The following is a 13,770-nucleotide window of genomic DNA, read 5'->3' as shown; positions in this document are numbered from 1 at the left end:
GGCCCTCCCCCTCAGACGATGCCACCACTACCACCGGAGATCGCCGGCCGCTCGGCGGCGACCTTCTGGCGGTAGCCGCTAGCACGATAGGCCGCGACCGGATCGATGGCGCCGCCATTGTTAAGCCGAGCCATGGCGAGTATGGGCTCGACATCGGTGCGGTACGCGGCCTTCAGCGTCTGCGTCGCCATCAAGGCGTCGTTTGCCTCCTGGAAGCCTTCGAGCGCCTTGCGATCGACCAGCAGTGCGGCCGCATAGGCGCGCTGCACCTCGACAGCCGACAGCATCAGGCTCTCGATCGGGTCGGTGACGTTGTGGCTCTGATCGAGCATATGGGCCGGGTGAAAATCCTTCGCCCCCGAAAGCTCGGCATCGACCAATTCGTTGAAGACCAGGAACAGGCGGTAAGGATCGATCGAGCCGGCGTCGAGATCGTCGTCGCCATACTTGCTGTCATTGAAGTGGAAGCCGCCCAGCTTGCCGAACTGGATCAGCCGCGACACTATCATCTCGATGTTGACGTTGGGGGCGTGGTGGCCGAGGTCCACAAGGCAATAGGCCTTCTCGCCCAGCTCCTTCGCGATGAGGTAGTTGGTGCCCCAGTCCTGCACCACCGTCGAATAGAAGGCCGGCTCGTACATCTTGTGCTCGGTGAACAGCCGCCAGTCGTCGGGCAGCGCAGCGTAGATCGCCTTCATCGCCTCGAGATAGCGCTCGAAGGCACGGGCAAAATTGACCTGGCCGGGAAAGTTGGAGCCGTCGCCGATCCACACCGTCAGTGCCTTCGACCCCAGCGCCCGGCCGATCTCGATGCATTCGATGTTGTGCTCGACCGCCTGTCGCCTGGTGGCTGCGTCGGCGTGGCTGAGCGAGCCGAACTTGTAGGATTGCTTCTGGTCGCGGGCGTCGGAGAATGTGTTTGAGTTCATCGCGTCGAAGCCTAGGCCAAAGCGCGCAGCGGATTGCTTCAGCCTGTTCGGATCGGCCTTGTCCCAGGGGATGTGCAGCGAAACGGTGGGCGTGGCGCGCGTCAACTGGTTGATGACCGAGCAGTCCTCGATCTTGTCGAACACGTCTCGCGGCTCGCCAAGCCCCGGAAAGCGAGCAAAGCGCGTGCCGCCGGTGCCCACGCCCCAGGACGGGATCGCGACGCCAAAGGCCTCGACTTTTGCGAGGATGGCATCGATGGCAATGCCACGACGATCAAGCTGCTCGCCAAGTGACGCGTAATCGGCGCGCAGCGCCTTTTCGTTCATGGCATTGCTCTTTTCGACGGCGTCGCCTGATATCATCGTTTCCATCACATCCTCCTCCTGCGCAGCCTCACCACGCAAATGTCCGCACGAGAAAATCGGGCGTCGCCCGGTGCTCGGCGAACAGCTGTTCCCGCGCGGCTTGGCTGCTCGTCTCCAGCACGCCGGTCATGACAAGAGCGGTGCAGAGCCCCGCCCCCTGCCCGCCCGCAATGTCGTGCTCGATGCTGTCGCCAACGCAGACGACGCGTGCCGGGTCGGGAGCACCGAGCATGTCGAGCGCTGCGGCGTAGATCTCTGGGAACGGCTTGCCGATCCACGTCACCGCGCCGCCAAGTTCGGCGTAGAGCTCGGCGATGCGCCCGGCACCGAAGCGCGGGCCGACCGAGGTCAGCATGACCTTGTCCGGATTGGTGCAGAGGCACCTTGCGGCTCGCGCGACTGCCGGCTGGAGCAGCCGCCGGTAATCGTCGAGGTCGTAGCGGTCACCCTCGCTGGCTGAAAGCAGCACGATGTCGGCCTCTTCGCCTGCGTCGACCAGCGTCAGCGGCAGGCCCTCGACCGCCGAACGGTCACCATCGCGGGCGATGAGCAGGCAGCGGAGACCCGCTTCGCCGACGAGCTGCTTTCGCAGGCTCTGCCAAGCGACTTCTCCCGAGGAGAGGAAAAAATCCCAACTGCCGGGTACGAAGCCGAGCCTTTCCAGCCGCGCCTCATTCGGCGCCGAGCGCTTGCCCGAATTGGACAGCAGCAGCGTCCGCTTACCGGCTTGCTTCAGCTTCACCAGCGTTTCGACTGCGCCGGGATAAGGGGCCGTGCCGTCATGCAGCACGCCGAACTGATCGAGCATAAAAATCTCGAAGCGGTCGGCCAGTTCGCGAATACCTGAAAGCTGCTGGGCGGACATCACAGGTCTCCCACCGCTTCGAGGCCTATGAGCGCCAGTCGTGCCGTGCCGGCGGCTGCCTCCTGGGAATGTGCCGGCAGGAACGGCACGCCGAGTTGGCGCTGCCGGATCGCGGTCCAGGCTTGGTTTGCCGCGCCGCCGCCGAGACTACGGATTGAATGCAAGGGCGGCGCACCGAGTTCGGTGAGCCTGTCGTAGCCAAGCTTCTCAATGGCCGAGATGCCTTCGAGCATGGCCTTCAGGAAGTCGGCATCGTCTGCAGGACGGGGCTCCAGACGTGGCGCCCAGGCCGGATCAAGCACTGGGAAGCGTTCGCCCGGTTCGAGCAACGGGTAGAAGTCGAGGCCAGTCGAGATATCTGCGTCGATGCCGTTCGACATCCGCGCGATCTCGTCGGTCGAGAAGAAATGTGCCAGCACCTTGCCGCCGCTGTTGGAAGCGCCGCCGGCGAGCCACATGCCGTTGATGCGGTGGCTGTAGATGCCGAAGTCGGGCGCGAAGATGGGCCGGTCGCAAAGCAGCTTGAGCGTCAGCGTCGAGCCCAGAGCCGTGACGCCATCGCCCGGCCTGTCGGCGCCGGTCGCCAGGAACGAGGCGCAGCCGTCGGTGGTGCCGGCAATGATCTCGACCTCCTCGCTCAGTCCGAAGGTGCTGGCCATCTCCGGCGCGATGGTCTCAATCGGCGCGCCCGGAGCCACGACGCGCGGCAGAAGCTCGGTTCGGAGTCCGGTCGCGGCGATCCACTCCGGCCAGTGTCGGTCGATCGGGTCGTAGCCGGTCTTCAGCGCGTTGTTTTCGTCGGTCGTGCCGAAATGACCGGCGAGCCGGCCCGCGATCCAGTCAGCCTGGTGCAGGATTTTTGTCACCCCCGGCACCGACTGGAAGACCAGCGCCTTGGCAAGCCCGGAGGTGGCGCCGTGGGCACCGCTTTCGGCCGGGATGACGGCAGCGATGCGGGCAAGCAGCGCGGCATCGCTGACCTTGTCGTCATACATCAGCGGCTCGGCGAGCGGCGTTCCATCGACATCGACCGGCAGCAGCGTGCCGGAGGTGGCGTCGACGGCAATCGCATGGATCCAGGCGCGGTCGACCTTGGCAAGCACTGCGCGCAATGCCGCTTCGACCGCCTGCCACCAGATCCTTGGCTCGCGCCGGCTGGCGCCGAAATCCGCGAGCCTTGCCGCCCCTTGCGCCACGATCTCGAAGTCAGGCGTCATGGCCACGGCGCGGGCGCCTGACGTGCCGAGGTCGATGCCGATGGCAAGCGGGGTGTTCATCTCAAGCGGTCTTCTTGGCGGCGGCCCTGCGGGCCAGGTCCTGCCGGTACTTTTCGGCGTCCCAATCGGTCAGTTGGAGGTGCTCCTCAAGCGTCAGTACACGCACCGGCGCGGCTTCCTGCAGACGCGCCAGCACATCGGCAAGGCAGCGGGCCATGGCGTCGGCACCCGGCGTCGCGTCGTCGCGCATCAGGATGCCCTCGCCGGGAAACAGGATCGAGACCGGCGATGTTCCGAGGCGAGCAACGACGGCAGACGCGTCCTCACCATCCTTTGCGATGACCGAGCCGGTACCGAGGAAGATCACATGGTCGGGATAGAGGCTGCCCTTGGCGGCCAAGCCGGTGCTTTGCGGGTCGGTCGCGGCGGCATGGGCGGCTTCCGGTTGTGGAAGCCGGTAGCCAGTGCCGGCGGCACGTTGGACAAGCTGGTCCAGACGAGGCCCGGATGCGGCGCGCGGTACGATCCGCAGCCTCGCCTTGACATCGTCGAGCAAGGCTTCGGCCTTGGCGACCGTTTCAGCCGCAACGACCAGCCCGTGATTGGCGAGGATCAGCACATCCGGCCGCTGGGCGCGATGTTCAGCAATGGCGAGCGCAAGCGGCAGGCCTGGCCGCGCATAGGGCACATAAGCCCAATTGAGCCCGGCAAGACGCGGGCCGACCTGTTCGATACAGTCGCTGCGCACGGCATGGGCGATGGTGTCGACACAGTGGACGTGCAGCACGACACGCTGCGGCATCAGCGCGTGTACAGTTGTCTCGATCGACGGGCGCAAGCCGGAACTGTTGAGAGCCGCAATCGTGAACTGATGCGCCTGCTCGGCCGCGGGATCGATCGCTTCGACCGCAGCAATCAACGGCGCCATCTCCACCGGCACCATGATGTCGCGCTCCAGCGCATGCGCCAGCCAGGTGCCGGACGCCTTAATCCAGAGCGTGCCGCCGACCTTGAGAGACGTGTTGCCGCCGGCGCCTTGCGTCAGCAGCGGGTCGCTACCGATACGGGCCGACACGGCTTTCAGCTCTTCGAGTTCGGCTTGCCAGCCGGCCGATTCTGGCATGGCGTTTTTCCCTTCCATTGCAGTGGCGGAGCTGGCCGGCGGTGATGTCGCCGGCCAGCTCCGAGAATTGGAAAGACGCGCGAGCGCGTCTCCCGTTTCGACCTCAGAAGTCGAAATTGTTGATGTTGTCCTTGTTGAACACCGTCGGCGCGCCGAGCAGGATCTCCGAGCCGTTGATGACGGAGAGATCGCCGAGCTTGCCGGCCTTCACCGAGGTCGCGCCCGATGCCAGCGTGCCGTCGGCTGTCGCGCGCAGAACGTAGGCCGCGGCATAGCCGAGGTCGACAGGGTTCCACAGAACCACCGACTTGACGCAGCCGGCGCCGACATAGGGCTTCATCGCGTTCGGCGTAGCGAGGCCGACAACGGCGACGCTGCCGCATTTCTTGGCCTGGGTCACGGCGTCGGCAGCGGCCGGCGTCGCCACGCTGGTCATGCCGAAGATGCCCTTGAGCTCGTCGCCATACTTGTTGATGAGCGTGTTCGACTGGTTGAAGGACAGGATGTTGTCTTCCTGCGCCTCGACCGTCTCGAGCCACTTCATCTTGGGATGGCACTTGGCCTGGTAGGCGGCCATCTCGGCGATCCAGCGTGCCTGGTTCGGCGTGGTGAAGGTCGAGGTGACGATGGCAAACGCACCCTCGTCGCCGATTTCGGCGGCCATCGAGTCGACCATCGCCTTGGCGATGCCGTTGAACTCGGCCTGGTTGACGAACCACTGGCGGGCGTCAGGCGTCGAGTTGGCATCATAGCCGACGACGTTGATGCCGGCGGCGAGCGCCTTCTTCAGCACCGGCGCAATAGCGACCGGGTCGTTGGCGGCGAACAGGATGCCGTCGACACCTGAGGTGATGTAGTTGTCGATGAGCGTGACTTGGTCGTCGATGTTGGCCTTGGACGGACCGTCGGTCTTGGCGTCCATCGAGCCCATTTCCTTGGCCGCGTCGGCGATGCCCTTGGACGTGGCATTGAAGTAGCCGATGCCGATAAGCTTGGGCACGTCGACGACCTTGATCGTCTTGCCCTTGCGGTCGGGCGCATTGGTCGGCTGGCCGCCATCGTAAGGCTTGGCCGCAGCAGTGGCCGGGGTGGCGTCACAGGCCAGCGGGTTGGTGGGCAGGTCGTCGCCGCCCGTCCAGACGGACTGGGCATGGCTGAGGCTTGTCGAGACGGACAAGGCCAAAAGCGCAGAAAACACTATTTTACGCATTCCATCCTCCAATTGATCGTCCGGACACTTTAGAGCGGCAGTGAAGGACGTTTCTCTCCCTAGGTTCGAGTGCCGCTCCTCTCGAAGAGGTTGCTGGCGAGGATCGCCACAATAAGAACGGCGCCGATCAGCATGATCGTGCCGTCACCCTTGACGCCTGCAAGCGACAGGCCGTTCTTCAGCGCCTGGATGAGGCACAGGCCGATGATCGTGCCGACGATCGTGCCACGCCCGCCGAAGATCGAGGTGCCGCCAAGCACCACGGCAGTGATGGCGTCGAGCTCGATGCCGGTGCCCATGTCGGAGCGCGTGGTCGAAACCCGCGACACGAAGATGACGGCGGCAACCGCAGCGGCGAAGCCCGAGGCGGTGTAGAGCGCAAGCTTGGTCTTTTCGACCGACAGGCCGGAAAAGCGGCTGGCGACCTCGTTGGAACCCACGGCGTAAACCGTGCGGCCCCAGGTTGTGTAGGCGAGGATGATCGAGGCGACGACAGCTGCGAGAAACAGGATCCAGAGCTGCGTCGGCACGCCGAGCACGTCCTGCTGGCCAAGTACGTAAAACCATTCGGGGTAGCCGCGCACCGAGCGTGCCTGGCTGATGCCCTCGGCAAGACCGCGATAGAGTGCCAGCGTCGCCAGCGTCGCGATTAGCGGCGGCACGCGGAAGCGCGTGATGATGACGCCGTTGACGAAGCCGGCGAAGGTACCGGCGGCAATCGCAGCAGTTGCTGCTACCGGCAGCGGCAGGCCGACATTCTGCCAGAACACGCCGGTCAGGATGGCGGTGAGCCCGAGGATCGAGCCGACAGACAGGTCGATGCCGCCGGTGGCGATGACGAAGGTCATGGCAATGGCGATCAACCCGATCTCGGTCATCAGCCGGCCCTGGTTGAGCAGGTTGTCGACGGTGAAGAAGCGGTCCGACTGGAAGGACAGCACGATCAGGACGACGACCAGCAACAGTGCCAGCAAGGTCTCGTGGCGGATGAGGGATTTCACGTTCATCTCGCAGCCCCTCAGCTTCTGCCGCGCCGGCGCAGCATGTCGGCCAGCACGGTTGCCAGGATCAGCAGCCCGATCACGGCGCGCAGCCAATAGGCCGAGACGTTGACGAAGATCAGCGCCGAACCGATGGTGGCGAACAGGATGGTCGCCAGCGTCGAGCCGATCACCGTGCCCGAACCGCCGAGGATCGACACGCCGCCGATGACGACCGCGGTGATGACGGTGAGTTCCAGGTTCGGCGGAACCGTCGATTGGATGACCTGCAGCTGGGTGGCGAACAGGATGGTGGCGAGGCCGGCAAAGGCGCCGTGGATGACGAAGACGGCGACGATGCGGCGGGCGATCGGGATGCCGGTCGCAAGGGCTGCCTCGGCATTGCCGCCTATGGCGTAAAGCGAGCGGCCGAAGGCGGTGTAGCGCATCCACAGTGCCGCAAGCGCTGTCAGCACGACCATGAATACGAGCGGCACGGGCAGGCCGAGAACCTGCTTCTGCGCGATCAGGTAGGCGGGCGGCAGGTCGGTGATCCAGGTACCGCCAGTGACGCTGATCAGACCGCCGCGCAGGATGGACAGCGCGCCGAGCGTCACCACGATGGACGGTATGCGGGCATAGGCGACGAGGATGCCGATGATGGCGTTGATCGCCATGCCGACCAGCACCGGCGCCAGCCAGGCGAACCAGATCGGGTAGCCGGCGACCGCCAGCGTGCCCGAGATCGTCGCCAGCACGCCGATCAAAGCGCCGACCGAAACGTCGATGTTGCCGGTGACGATGACCATCGCCATGCCGATGGCCGCGACGGCAATATAAGCATTGCCCGCAAAGATGGTGGTGAGGTTGTTGGCGCTGATGAAGCGCGGATTGACCATCGTCACGACGGCGAACAGGACGACGATGGCGGCCAGCACCACGATCTCCTGGCCGTATTCAGCGAAAAGCCGCTTGAAGAAGCCCGGACGCTGAGGGACCGAGCGCGAACGGGCGGTCGCTTCGACTGTCGTCGTCATCATGCGGCCTCCCCGGTGCGATGCGCGGTCATTGCTGCGCCGACGCGCTCCGGCGTCGCTTCTGCACGGGCGATCTCGCCGGTGATGCGGCCGCCACTGATCACCAGGACGCGGTCACTCATGCCGAGCACCTCAGGCAGTTCGCTGGAGATCATGATGATGGCCACGCCCTGCTTCACCAGTTCCCCCATGATCGTATGGATCTCGGCCTTGGCGCCGACATCGACCCCTCGCGTCGGTTCGTCGAGGATCAGCACCTTCGGCATGGTCTCAAGCCACTTGGCAATGACCACCTTCTGCTGGTTGCCGCCCGAGAGCTCGCCGACCGGCTGGCCGATGTTGCGGCAGCGGATGCTGAGCCGCTTAACCGCGTCGAGCGCGCGCTGCGCTTCCTCGCCGGCCTTGATGAAGATGCCCGACGACAACTGCTCGATGGTCGCCATCGACACGTTCTTGCGGATGGCCATGGATTTCACCAGCCCCTGCTGGCCGCGATCCTCCGGCACATAGGCAATGCCCAGATCGCGCGCCTGGCGCGGCGATCCGATACGAACCACTTTGCCGTCCATGGCGATCTCACCAGAGGTTGCCGGCGTCATGCCGAACAGCGTCAGCGCCAGCTCGGTGCGGCCGCTGCCGACGAGGCCGGCAATACCGAGAATCTCGCCACGCCGCAGATCGAAGGAGATGTCGCGCACGTGGCGGCCGTGATTGAGGTTCGTCACCCGAAGAACGGTCTCGCCGATGGTTGCGTCGGCCTTGGGGAACAGGCTCTCGATCGAACGACCGACCATCATCGAGACCAGTTGGTTCTCGTCGACCTCGCCGATGTCCCTGGTGGCGACATGGGCGCCGTCGCGCAGCACCGTCACCCGGTCGGCAAGCGCAAAGATCTCGGACATGCGATGGCTGACATAGACGATACCGACGCCGCGCTCACGCAACTGCCTGACGATCATCATGAGCCGCTGCACGTCGGATTCGACCAGCGATGCGGTCGGCTCGTCCATGATCAGGATGCGAGCATTCTTGCTCAGCGCCTTGGCGATCTCGACACGCTGGCGCTGGGCGACCGACAGGCTGAGCACCTTGGCATCGACGTCGAGATCGTAGGTGTCGAGCTGGTCGAGCAGATCGCGGGTGCGGCGGCGCACTTCGGCCCAGTCGATGACGCCCAAGGCTGTGCGCGGATAGTTGCCGAGGAACACGTTTTCGGCCACCGACAGCTCAGGGAAAAGCAGCAATTCCTGATAGACGGTGGCGATGCCGACCGCGGCCGCATCGCGGGTCGAGGAGAACTTCACCTCCCTGCCATCTACCGTAATCGTGCCGGCATCGGGTGTGTAGAGACCCGACATCATCTTGATGAGCGTCGACTTGCCGGCCCCGTTCTCTCCCAGAAGCGCGTGCACCTCGCCGGGACGGACGTCGAAGTTCACCTCCTTCAGCACCTTCACGCCGCCGAAGGACTTGGACATGCCGGAGAGGCTGACATAGGCGGTGCTCATCGGCTCGCCGCCTTCGCTTCCGACTTCGCAGACCTCGCATCGACCCGCGCGCCGTCGGCCAGTTCGCGCCAACGGGCGCGGTAGTCGTCAAGCCCGGGAATATGTCTTGCGGTTACGGGAACGGTCTCGTCCTTGAACGGCTTGAGGCCTATCGCCTTGAAGGCGAGTGCCGCAGCGCCCGTCGCCGAGCCTTCGCTCATCGTCGAGCGCACGACGGTCTGGGTCGGGCGCAACTGCGCCAGCATCGCAGTGAACAGATCGACCTTCGCCAGGCCGCCATCGACGACGAGGAGATTTTCCGACTTGATCAGGTCGAGCGACAGGTCGGTCATCATGGCGACATAGAGGACGGCAACCGCCGCACGCTCCTCGCCGCTGACCTCGCCGCCGACGATTTGCCCTTTCGTCTCCGGGAAAGGTCCGCCGGCTGCCCAGGACGGCATGGCGAAGACGCCGCGCTCCATCACGCGCTCGACTGCACCTTGCGAGATCGGCTTGTTCCAGCCTTCGCTAATGAGATCGTATTCACGCCCGCCCATGAAGCGCAGCGACGGCGCCGGCTCGCCATCGACGGTGACGTTGGCGATCATGTCGCGATCCTGGTCGAGCGCGCCCAGCGGACAGTCGAGATTGATGATGATGACCCAGGTGCCGGTCGAGACGAGCGTAAAGTCGCTCAGCCCCGTCATGCGGTAGTAGGCCAGCGCCGAATTGGAGTCGTGCACGCCGTTGTGGACAGCAATGGCGCGGGTGCTGCCATCGGCCAAGGTTACCTTGGCTTCACCGACCACCGCGCCAGCCGGAGCGATCGCCGGAAACCTGTCGCGCCAGCCAAGCCGCTCGACCAGCGAGCTGTAGTCCCGCTCGAGCGGCGCCCAGAGCTGGCTGTGTGCGCCGAGATAGGACCATTCGGCCAGTTTGCGGCCGCTGAAGCGCCACACCCAGTATTGTGGATAGCAAAGGATCGCCTCGGTCACGGCGAAAGCCTCGGGCTCTTCAACCTCAAGCCAATAGATGTGGCGGGCAATGGAAAAGCCTAGAGGCAGCCATGGCGTATAGGTCTCGGCGAAGTCGGGCAGGATCGGGTCGATCGCATCGGCAACCGCATCGGGAATTTCCTGCTCGTAGTCGAGGATCGGATGCAGGAGCTCGTTGCCGCGCACCAGCGCAAAGGCGCAGCCATGGGCCGATATCGTCAGCCGCGTCACGTCGTGCGTCGCTGCGACCTCGGCCAATTCATGGTTCATCCAGGCGAACAGCCGTTCGTCGTCGAGCACGCTCCGCCCGTGAAAACCCTGCCAGATCGGCTTGGTGCGGCGTTCGTCGAGCAATGTGCCATCGGGCGAGAACACGAACAGCTTGGAGTTCGTCTTGCCGAGATCGAAGACTGCGAGCGCGCCGCTCATGCCCCGCCCCCGTTGGAAGCGATGCGAAGCGTTATGCCTGCACTCTCCAGCATCTTGGCATGCTGGTCGGACAGGCCGTCGTCGGTGATCAGCATGCCGACACGCGACAGCGGCAAGGCCGCATTGCGGGCATGGATCGAAAATTTTCGGCTATCGGCCAGCACGACGATCTGGTCGGCATTGCGGCTGAGTTCCTGGATCGAGCGCACCATCAGCGGATGCGATTCATGCAGACCGTCGGCACTGATCCCTTGCGCCCCGAGGAAGAACTTGGAGGCGTAGAAATTGATCGGCTGCGACGGCGAGTAGATCACACGTGGCTCGCGATGCAGTTCGCCGCCGGCAAGTGTCAGGCTGCATTTGCCGTGCTCGCCGAGATAACCGGCCAGCGGCATGGAGTTGGTGAACAGGCGGACATTGCGGTCGGCCAGCATGACGCCGAGATGGAAGCAGGTCGAACCGCCATTGACGATTACCGCGTCTCCATCGGCAACCATGGTCGCGGCAAGCTCGGCGATCAGCCGCTTGGGCTCGACGGCCAGATCGCGGTTCTCGTCATAGGGCCGCGCGAAGGCCGTGCCCTGCGCTGCGCCATCAAGCGCGGAGACACCGCCATAGACCTTGCGGGCACCGCCTGCCTCATCGATCTTGTCGATGTCGCGCCGCACGGTGGCCGCGGAAACACCGAGATGCTCCTGCAACTCGCGCACCGAAGCAAAGGGTCTGTCGCGCAAGAGCTCGACGATCTGCCGTTGGCGGACCATGTCGTTCACGAAAACACCTCCCATGGCGTCGCGAAAAGGCAGTGCCATGAGCTAACTTACGCAAATCAGATTCTTGCGCAAGCGGTTTGTGACGAAAATTGCTCATATCGCGCTGCAACTAGATCATACCGCGCCGCACAATGACAAAGTTCAATCTTTTTGCGATTGACAAACCGCATGGCTTGGCCTGATTTTACGGCCAAACGAGAGCGGCGCCCGATCTCGCGCCGGGAGGAATCCGACATGCCCGACACCAACTCCACGCGGCTTGCAAATCTGTGGGACGACGCGAAGGCCGCCGCCATGAGCGAGCCGGAGCGGCTGGTCTATCGCTCCAACATCCTGGGTTCGGACAAGCGTGTCACCAACTATGGCGGCGGCAACACCTCGTCCAAGATCATCCAGCAGGATCCGCTGACCGGCGCCGAGGTCGAGGTGCTATGGGTCAAGGGATCGGGCGGCGACAGCGCCTCGATCAAGCTCGACGGCTTCGCCACGCTTTATATGGACAAGCTCAGGGCTCTGAAGGGGCTCTATCGCGGCCTCGCGCATGAAGACGAGATGGTCGGCTACCTGCCGCACTGCACCTTCAACCTCAACCCGCGCGCGGCCTCCATCGACACCCCGCTTCATGCCTATGTTCCAAGGGCTTACGTCGACCACATGCATCCCGACGCGATCATCGCGATCGCCGCGGCCAAGGATTCCAAGGCACTGACCGCCAGGATCTTTGGCGACGAGATCGGCTGGCTGCCGTGGAAGCGGCCGGGCTTCGAGCTCGGCCTCTGGCTGGAAAAATTCTGCCTGGAAAATCCCTCAGCCAAGGGCGTCGTGCTCGAAAGCCATGGCCTGTTCACCTGGGGCGATACGCCAAAAGAATGCTACTCGATCACCATCGACACCATCAACAAGGCCATCGGCTGGTTCGAAGGCGAGACGAAGGGCAAGCCGGCTTTCGGCGGCACGGCCGTGAAGTCGTTGCCGGCGGTCGAACGCCGTGCAATCGCTGCGCGCTTGATGCCCCGCATCCGCGGAATGATCTCGCAACAAGGCGTGCGCAAGCTCGGTCATTTCGACGATAGCGACGCCGTGCTGGAGTTCGTCAACTCGCACGACCTGAGCGACCTTGCGGCACTCGGCACTTCCTGCCCCGACCATTTCCTGCGCACCAAGATCAGGCCGCTGGTGGTCGCCTTCGATCCGTCAAAGCCGGACGTGGATGCCGTGGTCGCAGCCCTGCCCCAGGCGCTGGACGATTACCGCGCCGGCTACCAGGCCTATTACGATCGTTGCAAGCATGCGGATTCGCCCGCCGTGCGCGACCCCAATGCCGTGGTCTACCTGGTGCCCGGCGTCGGCATGTTCACCTTCGCCGCCGACAAGGCGACCGCCAGGATTTCGGCTGAGTTCTACGTCAACGCCATCAATGTCATGCGCGGTGCCTCGGCGGTGTCGACCTATATCGGCCTGCTCGAGCAGGAGGCTTTCGACATCGAGTACTGGCTGCTCGAGGAAGCCAAACTGCAGCGCATGCCCAAGCCGAAGTCGCTGGCAGGGCAGATCGCCTTGGTCACGGGCGGCGCCGGCGGCATCGGCAAGGCAACCGCGGTCCGGCTTCTGCGCGAGGGCGCCTGCGTGGTGATCGCCGACATAGACGAGCAGGCACTGGCGACTGCCCATGACGAGTTGGGCAAAACTTTCGGCAAGGATGTGGTGCGGCCGGTGCAGCTCGACGTCACCGACGAGGTTGGCGTGGCTGCAGCCTATACCGCAAGCGCCGTCGAGTTCGGCGGCGTCGACATCCTGGTCTCGAACGCCGGCATCTCGTCGTCGGCGCCGATCGAGGACACTGAACTTTCCATGTGGAACCGGAACATGGATATCCTCGCCAAGGGCTACTTCCTGGTGTCGCGCGAGGCCTTCCGGACCTTCAAGCAGCAGCAGCTCGGCGGCAACATCGTCTTCATCGCCTCGAAGAATGGGCTTGCCGCCTCGCCCAATGCGGCGGCCTACTGCACCGCCAAGGCGGCCGAGATCCATCTTGCCCGCTGCCTGGCGCTCGAAGGGGCGGAGCACCAGATCCGGGTCAACACGGTCAATCCGGATGCCGTACTGCGCGGCTCCAAGATCTGGACCGGCGAATGGCGTGAACAGCGCGCGGCGGCCTATGCGATGCAGCCGGACGAACTTGAGGAACACTACCGAAAGCGCTCGATGCTGAAGCGCTCGGTCTTCCCGGAAGACATCGCCGAGGCCGTCTACTTCCTCGCCTCCGACATGTCGGCCAAGTCGACCGGCAACATCATCAATGTCGACGCCGGCAACGCCCAGAGCTTCACGCGATGAGGTGGACGCAAGTCCAGGG

At 64.3% G+C, this 13,770-nt stretch carries 11 protein-coding genes; 1 reads left to right on the top strand and 10 read right to left on the bottom strand.

All coding sequences use genetic code 11. The annotated features are described in order from the left end of the window. Nucleotides 1-11: 11 nt before the first annotated feature. The 10 genes from rhaI to CO731_RS27450 all read right to left on the bottom strand — a co-directional run bounded on the left by rhaI (nucleotide 12) and on the right by CO731_RS27450 (nucleotide 11,414). Nucleotides 12-1,301, bottom strand: a complete 1,290-nt coding sequence (gene rhaI / locus CO731_RS27495) for an L-rhamnose catabolism isomerase (protein WP_108610275.1) — start codon at nucleotides 1,299-1,301, stop codon at nucleotides 12-14. A gap of 22 nt (nucleotides 1,302-1,323) precedes the next feature. Continuing rightward, complete coding sequence (locus CO731_RS27490) at nucleotides 1,324-2,163, bottom strand: TIGR01459 family HAD-type hydrolase (protein WP_199914661.1); 840 nt, start codon at nucleotides 2,161-2,163, stop codon at nucleotides 1,324-1,326. Next, the gene (locus tag CO731_RS27485) at nucleotides 2,160-3,437 is read right to left on the bottom strand and encodes an FGGY-family carbohydrate kinase (RefSeq protein ID WP_108610273.1); all 1,278 of its coding nucleotides are present in this window, start codon (nucleotides 3,435-3,437) and stop codon (nucleotides 2,160-2,162) included. Before CO731_RS27485 ends, CO731_RS27490 begins: the two co-directional genes overlap by 4 nt. 1 nt (nucleotide 3,438) lies before the next feature. Beyond that, on the bottom strand, nucleotides 3,439-4,500 hold the full coding sequence (locus CO731_RS27480) for a class II aldolase/adducin family protein (protein ID WP_108610381.1): 1,062 nt from the start codon (nucleotides 4,498-4,500) through the stop codon (nucleotides 3,439-3,441). 103 nt (nucleotides 4,501-4,603) lie between these two features. After that, nucleotides 4,604-5,710 carry a substrate-binding domain-containing protein gene (locus tag CO731_RS27475; protein WP_108610272.1) on the bottom strand — a complete coding sequence of 369 codons (1,107 nt, stop codon included), beginning with the start codon at nucleotides 5,708-5,710 and terminating at the stop codon, nucleotides 4,604-4,606. 59 nt (nucleotides 5,711-5,769) lie between these two features. Next, nucleotides 5,770-6,717 (bottom strand): ABC transporter permease, encoded by a 948-nt coding sequence (locus CO731_RS27470; RefSeq protein WP_108610271.1) that lies wholly within the window; start codon nucleotides 6,715-6,717, stop codon nucleotides 5,770-5,772. An 11-nt stretch (nucleotides 6,718-6,728) separates the two neighbouring features. Continuing rightward, entirely contained in the window at nucleotides 6,729-7,730 is a 1,002-nt protein-coding gene (locus tag CO731_RS27465; RefSeq protein ID WP_108610270.1) for an ABC transporter permease, read from the bottom strand. Continuing rightward, nucleotides 7,727-9,235, bottom strand: coding sequence for a sugar ABC transporter ATP-binding protein (locus CO731_RS27460; protein WP_108610269.1), 1,509 nt, complete (start codon nucleotides 9,233-9,235; stop codon nucleotides 7,727-7,729). Before CO731_RS27460 ends, CO731_RS27465 begins: the two co-directional genes overlap by 4 nt. Continuing rightward, the gene (locus tag CO731_RS27455) at nucleotides 9,232-10,641 is read right to left on the bottom strand and encodes a carbohydrate kinase (protein ID WP_108610268.1); all 1,410 of its coding nucleotides are present in this window, start codon (nucleotides 10,639-10,641) and stop codon (nucleotides 9,232-9,234) included. Before CO731_RS27455 ends, CO731_RS27460 begins: the two co-directional genes overlap by 4 nt. Then, entirely contained in the window at nucleotides 10,638-11,414 is a 777-nt protein-coding gene (locus CO731_RS27450; RefSeq protein ID WP_108610380.1) for a DeoR/GlpR family DNA-binding transcription regulator, read from the bottom strand. Before CO731_RS27450 ends, CO731_RS27455 begins: the two co-directional genes overlap by 4 nt. A 234-nt stretch (nucleotides 11,415-11,648) precedes the next feature. On the opposite strand from CO731_RS27450, the gene CO731_RS27445 reads away from it, so the two are divergent. Beyond that, nucleotides 11,649-13,751, top strand: a complete 2,103-nt coding sequence (locus tag CO731_RS27445; protein ID WP_108610267.1) for a bifunctional rhamnulose-1-phosphate aldolase/short-chain dehydrogenase — start codon at nucleotides 11,649-11,651, stop codon at nucleotides 13,749-13,751. Nucleotides 13,752-13,770: the final 19 nt, after the last annotated feature.

Source organism: Aminobacter sp. MSH1, assembly GCF_003071665.1.
Classification (GTDB): Bacteria; Pseudomonadota; Alphaproteobacteria; order Rhizobiales; family Rhizobiaceae; genus Aminobacter; species Aminobacter niigataensis.
This window is presented reverse-complemented; position numbering and strand designations above follow the sequence as displayed.